This window comes from Rhodococcus xishaensis, from assembly GCF_004011825.1.
GTDB classification, from domain to species: domain Bacteria; phylum Actinomycetota; class Actinomycetes; order Mycobacteriales; family Mycobacteriaceae; genus Prescottella; species Prescottella xishaensis.
In genome coordinates this window covers 57203-73408 of the sequence record NZ_RKLO01000003.1, presented here as the reverse complement: position 1 = coordinate 73408, position 16206 = coordinate 57203, and the positions used below count along the sequence as shown (strand labels likewise).

19 protein-coding genes are annotated in these 16206 nt (G+C 66.7%); 7 read left to right on the top strand and 12 right to left on the bottom strand.

All coding sequences use genetic code 11. From position 1 onward, the window contains the following. The first annotated feature begins 370 nt into the window (after positions 1-370). Positions 371-733 (top strand): hypothetical protein, encoded by a 363-nt coding sequence (locus EGT50_RS07810; RefSeq protein WP_206615778.1) that lies wholly within the window; start codon positions 371-373, stop codon positions 731-733. On the opposite strand, the gene EGT50_RS07805 is transcribed toward EGT50_RS07810, so the two are convergent. From EGT50_RS07805 to EGT50_RS07790, 4 genes are all read right to left on the bottom strand, one after another. Next, positions 691-1350 carry a Type 1 glutamine amidotransferase-like domain-containing protein gene (locus EGT50_RS07805; RefSeq protein WP_127952550.1) on the bottom strand — a complete coding sequence of 220 codons (660 nt, stop codon included), beginning with the start codon at positions 1348-1350 and terminating at the stop codon, positions 691-693. The genes EGT50_RS07810 and EGT50_RS07805 overlap by 43 nt on opposite strands. Positions 1351-1354: 4 nt before the next feature. Then, the gene (locus tag EGT50_RS07800; protein ID WP_127952547.1) at positions 1355-2176 is read right to left on the bottom strand and encodes a maleylpyruvate isomerase family mycothiol-dependent enzyme; all 822 of its coding nucleotides are present in this window, start codon (positions 2174-2176) and stop codon (positions 1355-1357) included. Further along, positions 2173-2871, bottom strand: a complete 699-nt coding sequence (locus EGT50_RS07795; RefSeq protein WP_235870678.1) for a mycothiol-dependent nitroreductase Rv2466c family protein — start codon at positions 2869-2871, stop codon at positions 2173-2175. The genes EGT50_RS07800 and EGT50_RS07795 overlap by 4 nt, the downstream gene beginning before the upstream one ends. A 121-nt stretch (positions 2872-2992) precedes the next feature. Next, positions 2993-3358, bottom strand: a complete 366-nt coding sequence (locus tag EGT50_RS07790) for a DUF488 domain-containing protein (RefSeq protein ID WP_127952542.1) — start codon at positions 3356-3358, stop codon at positions 2993-2995. Positions 3359-3681: 323 nt separating this feature from the next. On the opposite strand from EGT50_RS07790, the gene EGT50_RS07785 reads away from it, so the two are divergent. The 3 genes from EGT50_RS07785 to EGT50_RS07775 are packed head-to-tail and all read left to right on the top strand — an operon-like array spanning position 3682 to position 6572. Continuing rightward, a complete protein-coding gene (locus tag EGT50_RS07785; RefSeq protein WP_127952539.1) occupies positions 3682-4797 on the top strand; it encodes a Re/Si-specific NAD(P)(+) transhydrogenase subunit alpha in 1116 nt (371 codons plus the stop codon). Continuing rightward, positions 4798-5142, top strand: coding sequence for an NAD(P) transhydrogenase subunit alpha (locus EGT50_RS07780; protein ID WP_127952536.1), 345 nt, complete (start codon positions 4798-4800; stop codon positions 5140-5142). After that, entirely contained in the window at positions 5142-6572 is a 1431-nt protein-coding gene (locus tag EGT50_RS07775) for an NAD(P)(+) transhydrogenase (Re/Si-specific) subunit beta (RefSeq protein ID WP_127952534.1), read from the top strand. The genes EGT50_RS07780 and EGT50_RS07775 overlap by 1 nt, the downstream gene beginning before the upstream one ends. Before the next feature lie 40 nt (positions 6573-6612). Here EGT50_RS07775 and EGT50_RS07770 read toward each other — a convergent pair whose 3' ends face one another. Genes EGT50_RS07770 through pdhA form a run of 3 tightly spaced genes read right to left on the bottom strand, consistent with a single transcriptional unit; the run spans position 6613 to position 10071 of the window. Then, the gene (locus EGT50_RS07770; RefSeq protein ID WP_127952531.1) at positions 6613-7917 is read right to left on the bottom strand and encodes a dihydrolipoamide acetyltransferase family protein; all 1305 of its coding nucleotides are present in this window, start codon (positions 7915-7917) and stop codon (positions 6613-6615) included. Between the two features lie 19 nt (positions 7918-7936). Continuing rightward, positions 7937-8947, bottom strand: coding sequence for an alpha-ketoacid dehydrogenase subunit beta (locus EGT50_RS07765; RefSeq protein ID WP_127952528.1), 1011 nt, complete (start codon positions 8945-8947; stop codon positions 7937-7939). Beyond that, positions 8944-10071, bottom strand: a complete 1128-nt coding sequence (gene pdhA / locus EGT50_RS07760) for a pyruvate dehydrogenase (acetyl-transferring) E1 component subunit alpha (RefSeq protein WP_127952525.1) — start codon at positions 10069-10071, stop codon at positions 8944-8946. The genes EGT50_RS07765 and pdhA overlap by 4 nt, the downstream gene beginning before the upstream one ends. Before the next feature lie 164 nt (positions 10072-10235). Here pdhA and EGT50_RS07755 point away from each other — a divergent pair, with 164 nt between their 5' ends. Next, entirely contained in the window at positions 10236-10706 is a 471-nt protein-coding gene (locus tag EGT50_RS07755; protein ID WP_127952522.1) for an Lrp/AsnC family transcriptional regulator, read from the top strand. Positions 10707-10858: 152 nt separating this feature from the next. Further along, entirely contained in the window at positions 10859-11887 is a 1029-nt protein-coding gene (locus tag EGT50_RS07750) for a phosphotransferase family protein (protein WP_127952519.1), read from the top strand. An 11-nt stretch (positions 11888-11898) separates the two neighbouring features. Here EGT50_RS07750 and EGT50_RS07745 read toward each other — a convergent pair whose 3' ends face one another. Then, on the bottom strand, positions 11899-12357 hold the full coding sequence (locus EGT50_RS07745; protein ID WP_127952516.1) for an acyl-CoA thioesterase: 459 nt from the start codon (positions 12355-12357) through the stop codon (positions 11899-11901). Between the two features lie 130 nt (positions 12358-12487). Between EGT50_RS07745 and EGT50_RS07740 the strand changes: the two genes are divergently transcribed. Then, positions 12488-13612: a lipase family protein gene (locus EGT50_RS07740; protein WP_127952512.1), complete on the top strand. Its 1125-nt coding sequence runs from the start codon at positions 12488-12490 to the stop codon at positions 13610-13612. Between the two features lie 82 nt (positions 13613-13694). Here EGT50_RS07740 and EGT50_RS07735 read toward each other — a convergent pair whose 3' ends face one another. The 4 genes from EGT50_RS07735 to EGT50_RS07720 all read right to left on the bottom strand — a co-directional run bounded on the left by EGT50_RS07735 (position 13695) and on the right by EGT50_RS07720 (position 16195). Next, on the bottom strand, positions 13695-14207 hold the full coding sequence (locus EGT50_RS07735) for a DUF6328 family protein (protein WP_206615777.1): 513 nt from the start codon (positions 14205-14207) through the stop codon (positions 13695-13697). Further along, entirely contained in the window at positions 14208-15047 is an 840-nt protein-coding gene (locus tag EGT50_RS07730; protein ID WP_127952509.1) for a shikimate 5-dehydrogenase, read from the bottom strand. Positions 15048-15091: 44 nt separating this feature from the next. Beyond that, positions 15092-15799 carry an HNH endonuclease family protein gene (locus EGT50_RS07725; protein ID WP_127952504.1) on the bottom strand — a complete coding sequence of 236 codons (708 nt, stop codon included), beginning with the start codon at positions 15797-15799 and terminating at the stop codon, positions 15092-15094. A 78-nt stretch (positions 15800-15877) separates the two neighbouring features. Then, on the bottom strand, positions 15878-16195 hold the full coding sequence (locus EGT50_RS07720) for a hypothetical protein (protein WP_127952500.1): 318 nt from the start codon (positions 16193-16195) through the stop codon (positions 15878-15880). Between the last annotated feature and the right edge of the window lie 11 nt (positions 16196-16206).

Below are 16206 nucleotides of genomic sequence, written 5' to 3'. Positions count from 1 at the left end.
GAATTCGGCGCTTCGCGGGGTCGGACAATGCGGGCACCCCGCGATCGAGTGCTGGAGGAGGTTCGGGCACCGCCCGGAAAGAATGAATGCCCGTCCACCCGATTCGCCAGGTCAACGTTTGTCCGGTTCGTCTGAACCTGCGGTTACTAACCATACGAACGCGTTAACAGCAAGTTTCGTTACCGAACCGTTATGATCAAAAAGTAACTCCCTGCTCTTTCACAGGTCTACGGTCGAAACCAGTCGCCCAAATGCAATCGAAGCGTTACGCGACACCACCACTATCAATAACCTTGTTGCTCGCAGCGTGATGTCACCCTTACGAGGAAAGGGCGTCGGGTAGGAGTCGGGCAGAAAGGGGCGCGGAGTCGTGAGTGCTTCGTCGAACTGCATCGAGAACTATGTCGCGGCCATGTTCGCGGACGAATTCATGGACGGGGTCGACCACGACTCGCTCGAACGCCTCCACCGCGGTGAGGTGCAGGACTGGGTCGACTCCGTCGCCCGCTCGGGGCTGTTCATGAGAGGTCAGGTCGAGCGCGCCGACGCCGCGTGGCGGCACGACCCGAAGTCCCTTCTCGACGCACTGCTATCCGGGGCCGACGAGATGACCGTCAAGCGCTGCGAGATGATCTGGTCCGACCTGGACCGCATCGAGGGGCGGCCGCAGGAACTGGCCACCGTGGGTGGCTACAGCAACGTGGTCGCGTCGCTCGCCACCACGATCGCCTGATCGTCCGTCAGCATCCGATACGGGACCCCGGTCGAGCGACAGACCTCGATCATCCGGGCCGCCTCGATGCCGGGGTTCGCCGCATCCGGCTCACCGTCAGCCGTCGGTGAGCAGTGCGGAACGATCGCGAAGTCGACGAATCCCAGGCCGTCCCACCGCGGGTCGATCCCACAGGTCGGCGCGACCTCGCCCGGGTCGTCGCTAGCGTCGAGCCCGGTCAAGGAACGTGCCATCACGCAAGCGCCTGCACTGTAGCCGGCGTACATCAGGGCGTTGCGTCGGATCAGTTCCGCCAGCACCTCATCGGCGCCGCTGCGCGCCATCTGCGCCCGCAACACGAACGTGTTGCCGCCGCGCACCCACACCGAGGAGAACTTCGACAGCGCCCCGGCCAGCCGATCCGGCCGTCCCACGTAGTCACGCAGATCCACCTCGGACACCGTGAACCCGAGCCGGCGCAGCGGTCCGACGTCACTGACCACTGCCGATTCTCGGGCCCGCGGCGGCCAGGCGTCGGCGGCGTTCGCGATCACCGCTATCGGACCCGGACCGCCCGCCAGATCGACGAAGCGATCCACGTGCGCACCGAACCGATACGACGACAGGAACAGTCGCACGCGCTCAGATCGTGAACGCGAGATTGTCGACGATCCGCCGCCCCACCTCGACGTCCCCGTCGAGTTCGAACTCCGACACGTGCTCGGCAGCCGTGGTGCGCCCGCCCGCCAGCCGCACGAACAGGCGTGAGTCCATCGCGATCTTCACCGTCGCCGGCCCGGACAGTTGCGGCACCACCGCGGCCCGGCCGTCCACCTCGACGTGGATCGTGCGGGCCAGCGGCCCCGACAGCTCGATCGTCACCCGCGCACCCTCCGGTGCTCGGCCGAGCTTGCCGACGATGAAGCCAAGTGCCCCCTCGATCTCGGCGAACGCGACGTTTCCTCGCTTGCCGCCCTCGTCACCGGCGGGGGCACCGAGTGCGTCGCGGATGTCGTGCTCGTGCATCCAGCAGTCGAACATCCGAATGCGCATGAAGCGGCCGTACGTGGATGGCCCGACCGGTGTCGCGGCCGGAGCGTCGAAATCTTCCTGCGTCATCGTGCCGAGAGCAGCACGCCGGCTTTGAGTGATCTCGCGGAACATTGCCAGGATCTGCTCTCCGGTGTGTGCGCGCAGACCCTCGACCCACTGCTCGTTCAGCGCGCCGATCTCGTTGCGTACGTGGGGGAGTGTGTGTACGTCGATCGCAGTCCCCGGAGGCGTCTCGCCCGACAGCAGCGTTTCGGTCCCGACGATGTGCGAGACGATGTCGCGCACCGTCCAGCCCGGCAGCGCGGTGGGGGTGATCCAGGCGTCGCCTTCGACCGTGGACAGCAACTCGTCGAGCGCGGTCCACTGTTCAGACAGGGCCTCGACCAGCACATCGTGGGGGAACTCGCTCATGTATCGCTCTCCGTTTCCAGTATCGAAAGGTCCACGACCTCTCCTCGGTTGACGCTCTGCCAGTCCCGGCCCCGCACATAGGGCTCGAGTGCCTGCCCGATCGCCGCGGTATCCGCGGCCCCCTTGACTCGCTGGATCTCGTATACGTGGGGGAACTCGAGCAGTTCGGTCAGTGTGTTCCACAAGCGCACAGCGGATTCGCCCTCGGGTGGATCGACCAACACCGGACCGAAGAACGGGGTGCCCTGGACGAACAGCGTCGGGACCCCGAACCCACCCGCCGCCACCACGCGGTCGTGGTCGGCGCGAACGTCGTCGTGCGTTGTGGGATCGGCAAGTGCGGCGTCGAGTATCGCCGGGTCGAGTCCGAGTCGCTCGAGCAGTCCGCGGGCGACGTTCGGATCGTGCGGTTTACCGCCGTCGGTGTGCAGCAGGTGCCCGGTCGCCGCGTACCAGCGATCGAGCAGGTCCATGCTCTCGCGGCGTAGGAGCGCCCCGATCCGCATCAGCGACCACCCGTACGACCACTCGCGCTCCCACGGGTGCTTCTGGTCGTCACGGCGGTTGATCTCCTCGAGGCTGAAGAAGCGCCACGCGATGTCGATCGCGGTCTCCGCGCGTACGTGTCGGATCCATCGCGACGCGTGGAACGCGAACGGGCACATCGGGTCGAAGTGGAAATCGACTGATGTGATCGCTTCTTCGCTCGCTGCATCGGTGGTCACCCTGTCACTCTATGACCATCGCCACAGCGGTGCGACGACCGGTGCCCGGCAGGGTCGACGGCCGGTGCCCGGCAAGGTCACCGCGAAGCGGTCAGGTCGACTCCTCGAGGAACTGGCGGAGCACGGACGCGTGGCTGTGCTCGACGTCTTGTGTCGCAGTGAGCAAGACGAGAGGACGGTTCTGGGCGAGGGCCAGAACCCGCTCGACGGCGCTACGCCCGTCCGCGGACTCCAACTCGGCGAGGTAGCGGGAGCGAAACTCGGCGAACTCGGCGATGTCGTGGCTGTACCACCGGCGCAGTTCCGTCGACGGCGCCAGGTCCTTCGCCCACTCGTCATAGTGGAACGAATCCTTGCGCAGCCCGCGCGGCCACAGCCTGTCGACGAACACCCGGAACCCCGGCTCGGCCCCCGGATGGTCGTACACACGTTCGACATCGACGACTCTCGAGGGCATCTCCCCACCTCCGCGTCATGGGCCGGCTTGGGCGCCAGGTTGCATCCATGGGAGGTCGTGAACCGATCCACCGAACGCCGCCTGGAAATTCCCCCGGCGTCAGCCGTGGGAACCGTTGAAACAAGTGTGACTCAGGGTGGGGGTGGTATACCTCAGTTCGGACTCGATTCAGACAACTTCGGCGACATGCGAGGGTTCCCTCGCCGACGGTAGTTCTGGCTAACATCGTGGACCACTTGCACCGGTCGGTCGGTATCCGCCGATCGCTCGACAGTTGCTGCCGATCGCGGCAGGCACACCATCTACCGCAGGAAGTCGAAACATTGGAAACATCGAAGAGCGCGGACCAGGTGCACCCGTCGGTCGGTGTCGTTCGGGAGACCGGTGCCGACGAGCGACGGGTCGCGCTGGTGCCCAAGGTTGTAGCGTCCCTGTCCAACAAGGGTGTCGGCGTCGTCGTCGAAGCCGGGGCCGGGCTAGGCGCGCTGATACCGGACGAGTTGTACAGGGAGGCCGGTGCCACCGTCGGTGACGCGTGGGCGTGCGACGTTGTCGTCAAGGTCGCGCCGCCGTCGGATGCGGAAGTCGCGAAGCTCAGAGCGGGGCAGATGTTGATCGGCTTCCTCGCCCCACGCAACGCCGACAACCAGATCGGTGCGCTCGCCGCGGCCGGTGTCACAGCGTTCGCCGTCGAGGCGATCCCGCGCATCTCACGCGCGCAGGTGATGGATGCGTTGTCGTCGCAGGCGAACGTCGCCGGATACAAGGCCGTGCTGGTCGCCGCGTCCGAGTCCACCCGCTTCTTTCCGATGCTCACCACCGCGGCCGGAACCGTGAAACCCGCGTCGGTGCTCGTTCTCGGGGTGGGGGTGGCCGGTCTGCAGGCGCTCGCCACCGCGAAGCGACTCGGCGGCCGTACCACCGGCTACGACGTGCGCCCCGAGGTCGCCGAACAGGTGCGGTCGGTCGGCGCACAATGGCTCGACCTGGGCATCGACGCAGCCGGGGAAGGTGGCTACGCCCGTGAGCTGACCGACGCCGAGCGAGCCGAGCAGCAGCAGGCCCTCGAAGATGCCATCAAGGGCTTCGACGTGGTCATCACCACCGCGCTGGTGCCGGGCCGTCCTGCGCCCCGCCTGGTGACCGCCGCTGCCGTGGAAGGTATGAAACCGGGCAGCGTCATCGTCGACCTGGCCGGTGAGACCGGCGGCAACTGCGAGCTGACCGAGCCCGGTCAGACCATCGTGGAGCACGGTGTGACGATCTGCAGCCCACTCAACCTGCCGGCCACGATGCCCGAACACGCGTCCGAGCTGTATTCCAAGAACGTCGCCGCGCTGCTCGAGTTGATGCTCGACGAGAACGGCGCACTGGAGCCGGATTTCTCGGACGAGATCCTCAGCGGCGCGCGCGTGACTCGCTCGAAGGAGAACTCCTAGATGTACACCGAATTGCTGGCGAACATCGCGATCCTCGTCCTCGCCGGGTTCGTGGGCTTCGCCGTGATCTCAAAGGTGCCGAACACGTTGCACACCCCGCTGATGTCGGGCACCAACGCAATCCACGGCATCGTCGTGCTCGGCGCGCTGATCGTGCTAGGCCATCTGCCTTCCGACGCCCCGTGGTCGATCAAGATCATCCTGTTCGTCGCGCTGGTGTTCGGAACGCTGAACGTCGTTGGTGGCTTCGTCGTCACCGACCGCATGCTGGGGATGTTCAAGTCCAGGAAGGACGCCGCAGGAGCTCGTAACAGCGCGGCCGCGAAGAAGGGGAGTGACGCCTGATGAGCTACTTCGTCTCCACCCTGTACATCGCGGCGTTCGCGATGTTCATCTACGGCCTGATGGGTCTGACCGGACCGCGCACTGCGGTGCGCGGCAACTACATTGCCGCGGCGGGCATGTTCGTCGCGGTCGTCGCGGTCCTGATCGACATCCGCGACACCGACAACTGGGCGCTGATCATCGCCGGTCTGCTGGTCGGCGTCGTGCTCGGTGTTCCCCCGGCGTTGCGAACGAGGATGACGGCGATGCCGCAGCTCGTCGCGCTCTTCAACGGCGTCGGTGGCGGCACTGTGGCGCTGATCGCGTGGGCCGAGTTCCTGGGCTCGGACGGGTTCACCGACGTGGACACGGTCCCGTCGGCGCCGTTCGTCGTGGGCTCGTTGTTCGCCGCGATCGTCGGTTCGATCTCGTTCTGGGGTTCGCTGGTCGCGTTCGCGAAACTGCAGGAGTTGCTGAACAAGAACCTCGAGAAGAGGGTCGTGGCGGCGGCGAAGGCCTTCCAGCTGGCCAACATCGTGCTCGCGCTGGCTGCGGTCGGCGTCGCCATCTTCATCGGTGTCAATGCCGACCCGGCCAACGCGCCGACCTCGACGATCTGGATCGGTGCTCTGCTCGTCGCCGCCGGTGTGATGGGCCTGTTCGTAGTGCTGCCGATCGGCGGCGCCGATATGCCCGTCGTCATTTCGCTGCTCAATGCCATGACCGGTCTGTCCGCCGCCGCGATGGGTCTGGCGTTGAACAATCAGGCGATGATCGTGGCAGGCATGATCGTCGGCGCCTCGGGCTCGATCCTGACCAACCTCATGGCCAAGGCCATGAACCGCTCGATCCCCGCGATCGTCTTCGGTGCGTTCGGTGGCGGCGAAGCCGGCGGTGCGGTGGGCGCAACCGCCGGTGGAACCGTGAAGGCCACGTCCGCGTCCGATGCGGCCATCCAGATGGCGTATGCCAACCAGGTCATCGTCGTCCCGGGATACGGTCTCGCGGTGGCCCAGGCCCAGCACGCGGTCAAGGAGATGGCCGACCTCCTCGACGAGCGTGGGGTCGAGGTCAAGTACGCGATCCACCCGGTCGCCGGACGGATGCCCGGTCACATGAATGTCCTTCTGGCTGAGGCAGATGTCGAATACGACGCGATGAAGGAGATGGACGACATCAACGGCGAATTCGGACGCACCGATGTCACCGTCGTCATCGGCGCCAACGACGTCACCAACCCGTCCGCGCGCGAGGACGCGGGCTCGCCGATCTACGGCATGCCGATCCTCAATGTCGACCAGTCCAAGTCCGTCATCGTGCTCAAGCGTTCGATGTCGTCCGGCTACGCCGGCATCGACAACCCATTGTTCACCGCGGATCAGACGTCGATGTTGTTCGGCGATGCCAAGAAGATGGTTTCCGAGGTCACCGAGGAGCTCAAGGCCCTGTAGCCCAGAGTTGGCCGCCGTAGGTCGGAGTGGGCCCCGTACGTCAGAGTTGAGCGAGCAGGGCGGGTACCGGGTCGGCGAGCATCGCGCCTAGGTCGGACAGAAATTCCGACGCCTGCTCGCCGTCGACCAGGCGGTGGTCGACGGTCACGCTGAGCGTCGTCACGTCCCGGGCGACGATGTCGTCACCCACCACCCACGGTCGCCGGTTGATCGCGCCGAGCGCGAGGATCGCGGCCTCGCCCGGGTTCAGGATCGGTGTGCCCGTGTCGACGCCGTACATCCCGACGTTCGTGATCGTGATCGTCCCGCCGGTCAGATCCGTGGGTGTCGCGTTGCCGGCCCGGGCGGTGTCGACAAGTTCGCCGATCGCCCGGCACAGGTCGGGCAGCGTCAACTGGTCGGCGTCCTTGATATTCGGCACCATCAGGCCGCGGTCGGTGGCGGTCGCGATGCCGAGATTGACGTAGTGCTTGGTGACGATCTCCTGGGTGTCCTCCGCCCACGTCGAGTTCAGACTGGGATGTTCGCGCAGCGTGAGCAGCAGCGCCTTGGCCACCAGTGTCAGAGGTGTCAGGTGCAGCCCGTTGAACAACGGGGATGCCCGCAGGCGGTGCAGCACCTGCACGGTCTCGGTGGCATCCACGGTCAGGAACTCGGTGACGTGCGGAGCGGTGAAGGCGCTGGCGACCGTCGCCGACGCGGTCTGCCGGCGCACGCTGCGGATCGGTGTGCGGGTCTCACGCTCGCCCTCGGCGGGGGCCGCGACCGGTTCGGGACCGCCCCGCGCACGGGTGACGTCGTCGACGGTGATCGCCCCGTCGCGGCCGGTGCCGTTGACCGTGGACAGGTCGACGCCCAGCTCCCGAGCGAGACGGCGAGCGGCGGGGACGGCCAGGGCTGGTCGCGCTCTCGATGGTTGCTGCCTGCTCTGCTTTGGGGGGCTCTGCTTTGGAGGGCTCTGCGTGCGACGGCGACGTCGGCTTGTCGCGGAACCGGACGGGCCATATCCGACGAGAACCGCACTGGTCTTCTGCTCGCCGTCGCTTTCGGTGGCCTCGACCTCACCGTCGGCTGCGGTGCCCTCGATCTCGCCGTCGGTTGCGGTGGCCTCGATCCGGATCAGCCCGGCGCCTACGGGCACAGTGTCGCCGGGCTGCGCCAGCAACTCCCGGACCACACCGGCGAACGGGGACGGCAGCTCCACCACGGCTTTCGCCGTCTCGACCTCGCCGATCACCTGGTTGAGTTCGACGGTGTCGCCGACGGCGACCGCCCAAGAGAGCACCTCCGCCTCGGTCAGACCCTCGCCGAGGTCGGGAAGTCGGTACTCCTCGACCCGGGTCATTGTGCCGGTTCCTCGCCGGTCACGCGGCCAGAGCCTCGTCGACAGCGCCGAGAATGCGGTCGGCGTCGGGGACATGATGGCGTTCGAGCCGCGATGGCGGATACGGGATGTCGAATCCCCCGACCCGTTGGACTGGCGCCTCGAGTTGGTAGAAGCAGCGCTGGGAGATGCGGGCGGCGATCTCGGCACCGAGACCGGCGAAGATCGGTGCCTCCTGCGCGACTACCAGGCGGCCGGTGCGCCGCACCGACCCCTCGACGGTTTCGAAGTCGATCGGGGACAGCGAGCGCAGGTCCACGACCTCGAGAGACATGCCCTCGGCGCCCGCGATCTCGGCGGCCTCCAACGCAGTCGGCATCATGGACCCGTAGGCGACCAGGGTGACATCAGTGCCGGGCCGGGCGATGCGGGCCTGGTCGAGCGGCAGTGCCGGCGGAGCGCTCACCCCGACCTCCAGGTCGACCTCGCCGCGATCCCAGTACCGCCGCTTGGGCTCGAAGAACACGACCGGATCGTCGAGGGCGATCGCCTGCCGGATCATGGTGTACGCATCGGCCGGGTTGCCCGGCGTAACCACACGCAGTCCGGCGGTGTGCGCGAAGTACGCCTCCGGTGACTCCGAGTGGTGCTCGGCCGCACCGATACCGCCGCCGTACGGGATGCGAATCGTCAGAGGGACTTTCACATGTCCGCGCGTCCGGTAGTGGATCTTGGCGACCTGAGACACGATCTGGTCGAACGCGGGGTAGACGAACCCGTCGAACTGGATCTCGCACACAGGCCGGTAGCCGCGTAACGCCAGCCCGAACGCCGTTCCCACGATTCCGGATTCGGCGAGTGGGGTGTCGATCACGCGCGCCGGGCCGAAGTTCTTCTGCAGGCCGTCGGTGATACGGAAGACGCCGCCGAGCTTGCCGATGTCCTCGCCCATCAGCACCACCTTCGGGTCGTCCTCGAGGGCCCTGCGCAGGCCGGTGTTGAGGGCGTCGCCGAGCGTCATCGTGGTCGCGGAACTGACGACGGCGGTCATGACAAGGTCTCCTCGGTGGCGTTCAGGGTGTCGGCATTCACGGAGTCGGGATTCAGGGTGTCCAGGTACGCCCGGTAGGCCGCGCGCTCCTCGTTGATCAGGGGGTGATCGGTGGAATAGACGTGCGCGAACAGTTCGTCCGGCTCAGGATCGGGTGTCTCGAGGGTGCCACTGCGCAGGCGCGCCGCGACCTCGTCGGCGTGAGCCTGTACTCGGTCGGCGAAGGTGTCGTCGAACAGCCCCTCGCGCTCGAGTAGACGGCGCATCCTGTCGATCGGGTCGCGCGCCTTCCACACCTCGAGCTCCGCTGACGTCCTGTAGCGGGTGGGGTCGTCGGCGGTGGTGTGCGCGCCCATCCGGTACGTGATGGCCTCGACGAAGGACGGCCCGGCGCCCTCGCGGGCACGACGGGCGGCCTGCCGGGTGACCGCGAGCACCGCGAGCACGTCGTTGCCGTCCACCTGGACGGCGGGCATGCCGTACCCGGCGGGCCGGGACACTATCGGGCTGGGGCTCTGCAGTTGCACTGGTTCGCTGATGGCCCATTGGTTGTTCTCGCAGAAGAACACGACCGGCGCATTGAAACTCGACGCGAAGCCGAGCGCCTCGGACAGGTCGCCCCCGCTGACGGCGCCGTCGCCGAAGTACACGACGGTGGCGATCTCCGCGCCGTCGAGATGCACGCCCATCGCGTAACCCGTCGCGTGCAGGCCATGTGCCCCCACCACGAGCGCCGGATTGGTCATGTTCACCGTTTCCGGATCCCAGCCTGAATGGGCGCATCCCCGCCACATGCGGGTCAGGACCGCCGGGTCGACACCCCGACAGTAGGCCACCGCATGCTCGCGGTAGCTGATGAAGATGTAATCCTCGGGATCGAGCGCTCGTACCGAGCCGACCTGCGCGGCTTCCTGCCCGATCAGCGGCGCCCAGATGCCGAGCTGGCCCTGCCGCTGCAAGGCGGTCGCCTCGGTGTCGATGCGCCGCGCGACCACCATGTCCTCGTACAGGCTTCGCAGTTGTTCCGAGCCCACGTCGGACACGAGCGCCGCGTAGTCGGGGCGGTGCACGCGTCGTCCGTCAGGTTGGACAAGCTGCACCGGGAGGTCGATCTTGTCGGCCATCGGATCACCTCGGGCTCCGGCCCGGTGGCCGCTTCGTGGGCAGCGACCGGGTGTTTGTGCTCTACCTCACAGCATCCGTGATACCGCGATCTGCGCAAGTGATACGGTCACAGTTCAGCACAATGCGCAGAATCATGGGCCAAAAGCCTGGCACACTGCGTAATATGACCAATCTCGATGCGACCGATGCCCGACTTCTGTTGGAGCTGTCCCGCAATCCACGTGCGCCCGGGGTGGATCTCGCTCATCGGCTCGGGCTCTCGCGCAATACGGTGCAGGCGCGGCTTGCTCGATGGGAGGGGTCAGGCGTGCTGGCGGGCTTCGATCGCCTCGTCGATCCGCGGGCTCTGGGCTACCCGCTCGCCGCCTTCGTCGCCACCCAGCTGGACCAGCACCGACTCGACGAAGTCGTCGACGCCCTCGCCGACATCCCGGAGGTCGTCGAGGTGTACGGGATGACTGGATTGACCGATCTGTCGGTGAAGGTGGTGGCCACCGACACAGACGATCTGTATCGGCTGGCGGGGCAGATTCTCAAGATTCCCGGTGTTGAACGAACCAACATGGCCCTGGTGATGCGCGAGTTGGTGGTTCCGCGGACCGCGCCGCTGCTCGAGCGTACTGCGCGTCAGTGATCGCTCCGCAGCGTCCGCGATACCCGTCTGATGGCACGCGGACGGTAGCATCTTCGGACAAGCGGTGAGGGGCGTCGATCGAAAGATTCGCCAAGTAGTCGGTTTTCGCTGTCCGGACGAACGCACGAGACGCGGCAGGGGAGTGATGCGAAATGGGCGTTGTCGGCCTGAACGAGGATGCCGTCTCGATGTGGATCGCCGAACTCGGAGTCGGCGCGCTCATGCCGCTGTCGTTCGAGCGGATCGGGAGTGGCCAGTCGAATCTCACTTTCGCGGTGCGTGATTCGGGAGGCGGCCGCTGGGTACTGCGCAGGCCGCCGTTCGGGCGGCTGCTCATATCGGCGCACGATGTCGAACGCGAGTACCGAATTGTGTCAGCGGTCCAGGGGACCGATGTGCCTGTCCCGAAAATGATCAGTCTCACAACGGATCCGGCGGTCACGGACACACCGCTGGTCCTGATGAGCTATGTCTACGGAATCGTGATCGACGACGAGGCGGCGGCGCAACAGCTCACGCCCGATCAGCGCCGCGCGATAGGGCTGTCGCTACCCACGACGCTCGCGCGCATCCACCGCGTAGATCTCGAACTCGCCGGTCTGCTCGACCTCGCCAGCACCAAACCCTATGCCACGCGCCAGCTCCGACGGTGGTCCACGCAGTGGGAACAGTCCAAGACACGGGATCTACCCGACGTCGACTCGCTCGCCGAGGTGCTGTCGCGCAACATCCCGCGGCAGACGGAAACCACCCTGGTACACGGTGATTTCCACCTCAACAACGTCATCATCTCGCCCGAGGACTGCCACGTCGTCGCGGTGCTCGACTGGGAGTTGTGCACGCTGGGCGACCCGATTGCCGACCTCGGCTGCCTGCTCGCGTTCTGGCCGCAACGCGGCGACCGGACACCCGGACCGTTCACCGTTTCGACTCTCGAGGGCTTCCCGACACCGGAGGAACTGGTGGACGTCTACGTCCGTGAAACCGAGCGGGACGTGTCGGCCGTGGGCTTCTGGCAAGTCCTCGCATTGTGGAAGCTTGCAATCATCGCCGAAGGAGCGCTGCGCCGTACCATCGACGACCCCCGGAACCTGGCCTCGAGTGGTGGGCCGTCGGTCGAGATGATCGACGGGATCGTCCGCCGCGCGGTTGCCACCGCCGACGAGGTCGGGCTCGCCTGAACCGGACCGGTCTAGTCTTCCGATACCACGATCAGGCTTGCGGCACTGCGAATCTCGGGGGGAATCGGGACCGGTCGACGGGTATCGGGGTCGACGTAGACGTAAACGAACCGCGCGGTGGCCGCTAGCTCGAGGATTCCGTCGGACTCTTCCCGGAAGATCGCGAGCGCATACACGATGCTGCTCGTCCCGAGGTGTTCGACGGAGAGTCCGACGTGCAGTTGATCTGGGAACGAGAGTTCGCGCACGAACCGGCACGACGTCTCTGCGACGATCCCGATTGCCGCCAGTTCTCGGATGTCGAGGCCGGTGCTGGCCATGAGCCACCCGTTGACTGCGGTATCGAAGTAGGAGTAGTAGGCGATGCTGTCGACGTGACCGTAGTGGTCGTTGTCGGCCCAGCGCGTAGGTACCGGCCACAACGCGGGATAGGCCTCGGCGCGAGGCTCGGGCTCGGCGGGGGCTGCCATGAAATCAGACGATAGCGCCTCGAGTCTGGCTGGGCAGTCAGCCGCACCGTCTAGCAGGCACACTGGAGGGATCCACGCCGTGTCGGCCAATCGGTCGGAGGGGCGGTCGTGGTGGCCCAGGGACTGCGCGATGAGATCACCACTCGGTCGGTTGGCAGGCATCACCGTCGCGCTGGTGCTCGGCCTGTCGTTGCTGGTGGCCCCGGTCCGGGCGCAGACCGCATTGGACGCCCCAGGCACGGTCGTCACCTCCTCGCCGATGCCGCCCGGTGCGTTGCCCCAAGGTGTCGCCGCGGGCTCGTACGTGACCTACTGGACCATCGGCCCCGAGGGTCGGCCGGCGCTGAGCACCGGGGCAGTCCTGCTGCCGCCGGGCGATCCCCCACCCGGCGGCTGGCCGGTGGTCTCGTGGGCGCACGGCACCGTCGGCGTCGCCGACGCCTGCGCGCCGACTGTCACAGGGCAGATCGCCGGCCCGTATCTGGAATCCTGGCTCCAGGAGGGGTATGCGATCGTCGCAACGGACTACGTCGGGCTGGGGACGCCGGGGATCCATCCGTACCTGGACGGACCGTCGGAGGCACACAGTGTGATCGACATGGTCCGTGCGGGCCGGGCCGTGACACCGTCCCTGTCGGACCGGTGGGTGGCGCTCGGGCAGTCGCAGGGCGGTCACGCGGTCCTGGCCACCGCGTCGATCGCCACCCGGTATGCGCCCGAACTCGACTTTCGCGGCACCGTCGCAACCGGGGCTCCGTCGAACCTCGAGAAGCTGGCGCCGGTGACGGGCCCGGACTTTCCACCGCTGCCGCTCACCGGGAGCACGGTGTTCGTGGGATACGGGCTCGTCGGCCTCCGTGCCGCGCATCCCGAGCTGAACGTCGACAGCTACCTGAGCCCGGTCGGCCTCGACGTTCTCGGTCGCCTCGAGTCGCTCTGCTACGAGGATGCACAGGCCCAATTCGGGAACGTGACCATCGGCCAATTGTTGTCACGGCCGCTGGCAGATCCCGCAATGCAGGCGGCGCTGCAGCACTCGGTGGCCGTGCCCGTCACCGGCTACGACCGCCCACTGTTCATCGGACAGGGGCTCTTCGACGATGTCGTCCCCGCGGGGTTCACGTTCGTGCTGGTCTCGGAGCTGACGGCCGCCGGCCAGGACTTCGTATTCCGCACGTACCCGGACGGTCACCTCACGACGATGCCTGCCTCCCTGCCCGACACCACAGAGTTCGTCCGATCGGCCTTCCAGTAGCAGACGATCGCTTTCCACGACCACCGGCCGCTGAGGCCCCGGCGGGCCATCTCCGACTCGACGTCAGCGGCCCCGGAGCCGTCTACCGAAGCTCGTCGTCGTGCCGGAGGAACGCGGGCACGATGAACCACAACCCGGCGAACACGACCGCCGTGATCGACCCGATGAGCTTCGCACCCCAGCCGCCGACCGCGAGCTCGGCGACAATCAGCACCGTCCCGATCATTGTCGCCGCGAGGAAGATCGAGCCGGCGAGCGAGCACCGGTTCGCCTGTCGCAGGATGTCCTCGCGTCGTTGTTGCCGGAACAGGATGCGATGCCACACCGCCGGGGCGATCAGCAGCACCGAGGACGCAGCCGCGCACAGCATCGTCACCAGGTGCAGGCCCCGCACGTACAGAGACTGTTCCGGGTACTGCTCGGTGAACACGATGGCCAGCAGGAACGCGAACAGGATCTGCACGCCTGCCTGTTGAACGCGGAGTTCTTGCAAGAGTTCAGCGAAGTTGCGTGCCAGACGGGCGCTCGGTGACTCGTCCGATTCACTCGGTGACTCGTCCGGTTCGCTCGGCGGCAGCTGCGACTTCTCCGACATCTAGGACCTCGAGAATTCGGACGCTCGCCGGATCTGGTCGGAGGTCGGCCGTACCCCGGTGTAGAGCGCGAACTGTTCGGCCGCTTGCAGCGCGATCACCTCAGCGCCCGTGATCACGGTCTTGTGGTGCGAGGTGGCCATTCGGACCAGCGGGGTGTCCGGTGGGGTCGCGACCACGTCGAACACCGACCTCGCCGCGAGGACCGCGGCCTCGGGGAACGGCAGTCCGTGCGCGGTCTCGCGGTCGGGTCCGTCGGCCATGCCGATCGGGGTGGCGTTGACGAGTAGTTGAGGGCGCGCCTCGCCGAGGTCGGGCCGCCATTCGAAGCCGTATGTCTGCGCCAACGCAGACCCAGTTTGCTGATTGCGTGCGACCACGGTGACCGAGTGGAATCCGCTGTCCCGCAAAGCTGCTACGACAGCCTTTGCCATTCCGCCGCTGCCCGCGACAGCGACTGCAAGGTCGGGACTCAGTTCCGCCCGGCGGAGGAGATCGGTGACGGCTTGGTAGTCGGTATTGTACGCGTGAAGTTCGCCGTCCTCGTTGACGATCGTGTTCACCGAGTCGATCGCGGACGCCGACGGATGAACCACGTCGACGTGCTCGATGCACGCCTCCTTGAACGGCATCGACACCCCACATCCGCGGATCCCGAGGGCGCGGATGCCGCCGATCGCGGAAGCCAGGTCGGTTGTCGTCATCGCCTTGTAGACGAAGTCGAGGCCGAGTTCGTCGTAGAGGTAGTTGTGGAAGCGGGTACCAATGTTGCTCGGCCGACCCGACAGCGACATGCACAGCCGGGTGTCCTTCGTGACTGCTTCGGTGATCGTGCGGCTCACCTCGTCCACGCTAATCGGCGGTACGCGCTCATGTGGCTGACTCGTCACGGGCACCTCGTCGCGACAGTCTCGATCGTGTCGCGATCTGCGGCGGTGATCGGCAGCTCGTAGCGCACCGCGACGCTCAGATACTTGCCGACGTAGAAGCAGTGGTTAGCGGGCTCGGGTGGCAGCCACTCCGACGGTGTGCTGTCGCGTTTGGCCTGGTTCTCGGGCCCACCGACCGCAAGCAGGTTGTAGGTGGTGTCGTTCGCGAAGTCGCGGCGTCGCTCCGGTGACCACGCGGCAGCTCCCAAGTCCCACGCCGCGGCGAGCGGATACACGTGGTCGATCTGCACGGAATTCGCGTCCTGTTTGGTGAAATCGATCCGATGGCCCGAGTACGGGTCGGCGAGCGTTCCGGACACCACGACGCAGTCGTGGCTGCCTTGGCGGAAGGCGACGTCGGTGAGGTCGACCGAGAGCACGTTGTTGCGAGTATCGCAGCCGTCGTGGCCGCCGCGGCCCGAGTGGTCGTCGGACCAGGACGGCCCGAACACGCATGCCTGACCGGCCCGGCAACCACGCTCGTAGCCCGGAACATCGGGCCGCACCGGCACGACCGCGACCCGGGCGAGCAGGTCGTCGACGGCCGCTCGGGAGGGGCTGCCCGGGGCCGGTCCCGGCGCGTCCGGACCGAGGGCACACGATGAAAACCCGAATGCGAGCGCGGCTGCCGCGACGCACAGCGCGACCCTCGTCAATACCCCCATCGACTGAATCCCCCCATGACTGCCCCTCCCGATCACACCAGTCGGTGGCAGTGTGCCGGACGGCACCGACAGCGCATGTCAGGAAAGCGGGAACTTTGCGGCATGGATCGTGGCGGCGTCGAAGCCGTCGTGCCCGATGATCCACGATCCGCCCTTCTGTTGGCATTCGGCGATCTTGCCGAAGACGCTCAGCAGGAAGTAGCAGGCCTCCGCCGCGGACCGTGTGGTGGCCAACCGGTGCGATTCGCCCTGCTTGGTGACGTCGAGCCACACTCCGGACTGGCCGTCGAGTCGCATTGCGACGATGTGGTCGGCATCGATGAACGCAATCTTGCGGTGCTGCCAGGGTGTCGTGGGCGAGTACACCTGTTCGAAGACCTGAAGCATGATCGTCATGTCCAGCACCC

What these genes read in the sequence shown, in the direction of transcription:
- EGT50_RS07800 (WP_127952547.1), bottom strand. Translation starts at nt 2,176, where the DNA reads ATGAGCGAGTTCCCCCACGATGTGCTGGTCGAGGCCCTGTCTGAACAG.
- EGT50_RS07790 (WP_127952542.1), bottom strand. Translation starts at nt 3,358, where the DNA reads ATGCCCTCGAGAGTCGTCGATGTCGAACGTGTGTACGACCATCCGGGG.
- EGT50_RS07780 (WP_127952536.1), top strand. Translation starts at nt 4,798, where the DNA reads ATGTACACCGAATTGCTGGCGAACATCGCGATCCTCGTCCTCGCCGGG.
- EGT50_RS07775 (WP_127952534.1), top strand. Translation starts at nt 5,142, where the DNA reads ATGAGCTACTTCGTCTCCACCCTGTACATCGCGGCGTTCGCGATGTTC.
- EGT50_RS07770 (WP_127952531.1), bottom strand. Translation starts at nt 7,917, where the DNA reads ATGACCCGGGTCGAGGAGTACCGACTTCCCGACCTCGGCGAGGGTCTG.
- EGT50_RS07765 (WP_127952528.1), bottom strand. Translation starts at nt 8,947, where the DNA reads ATGACCGCCGTCGTCAGTTCCGCGACCACGATGACGCTCGGCGACGCC.
- pdhA (WP_127952525.1), bottom strand. Translation starts at nt 10,071, where the DNA reads ATGGCCGACAAGATCGACCTCCCGGTGCAGCTTGTCCAACCTGACGGA.
- EGT50_RS07755 (WP_127952522.1), top strand. Translation starts at nt 10,236, where the DNA reads ATGACCAATCTCGATGCGACCGATGCCCGACTTCTGTTGGAGCTGTCC.
- EGT50_RS07750 (WP_127952519.1), top strand. Translation starts at nt 10,859, where the DNA reads ATGGGCGTTGTCGGCCTGAACGAGGATGCCGTCTCGATGTGGATCGCC.
- EGT50_RS07745 (WP_127952516.1), bottom strand. Translation starts at nt 12,357, where the DNA reads ATGGCAGCCCCCGCCGAGCCCGAGCCTCGCGCCGAGGCCTATCCCGCG.
- EGT50_RS07740 (WP_127952512.1), top strand. Translation starts at nt 12,488, where the DNA reads ATGAGATCACCACTCGGTCGGTTGGCAGGCATCACCGTCGCGCTGGTG.
- EGT50_RS07735 (WP_206615777.1), bottom strand. Translation starts at nt 14,207, where the DNA reads ATGTCGGAGAAGTCGCAGCTGCCGCCGAGCGAACCGGACGAGTCACCG.
- EGT50_RS07725 (WP_127952504.1), bottom strand. Translation starts at nt 15,799, where the DNA reads ATGGGGGTATTGACGAGGGTCGCGCTGTGCGTCGCGGCAGCCGCGCTC.
- EGT50_RS07720 (WP_127952500.1), bottom strand. Translation starts at nt 16,195, where the DNA reads ATGACGATCATGCTTCAGGTCTTCGAACAGGTGTACTCGCCCACGACA.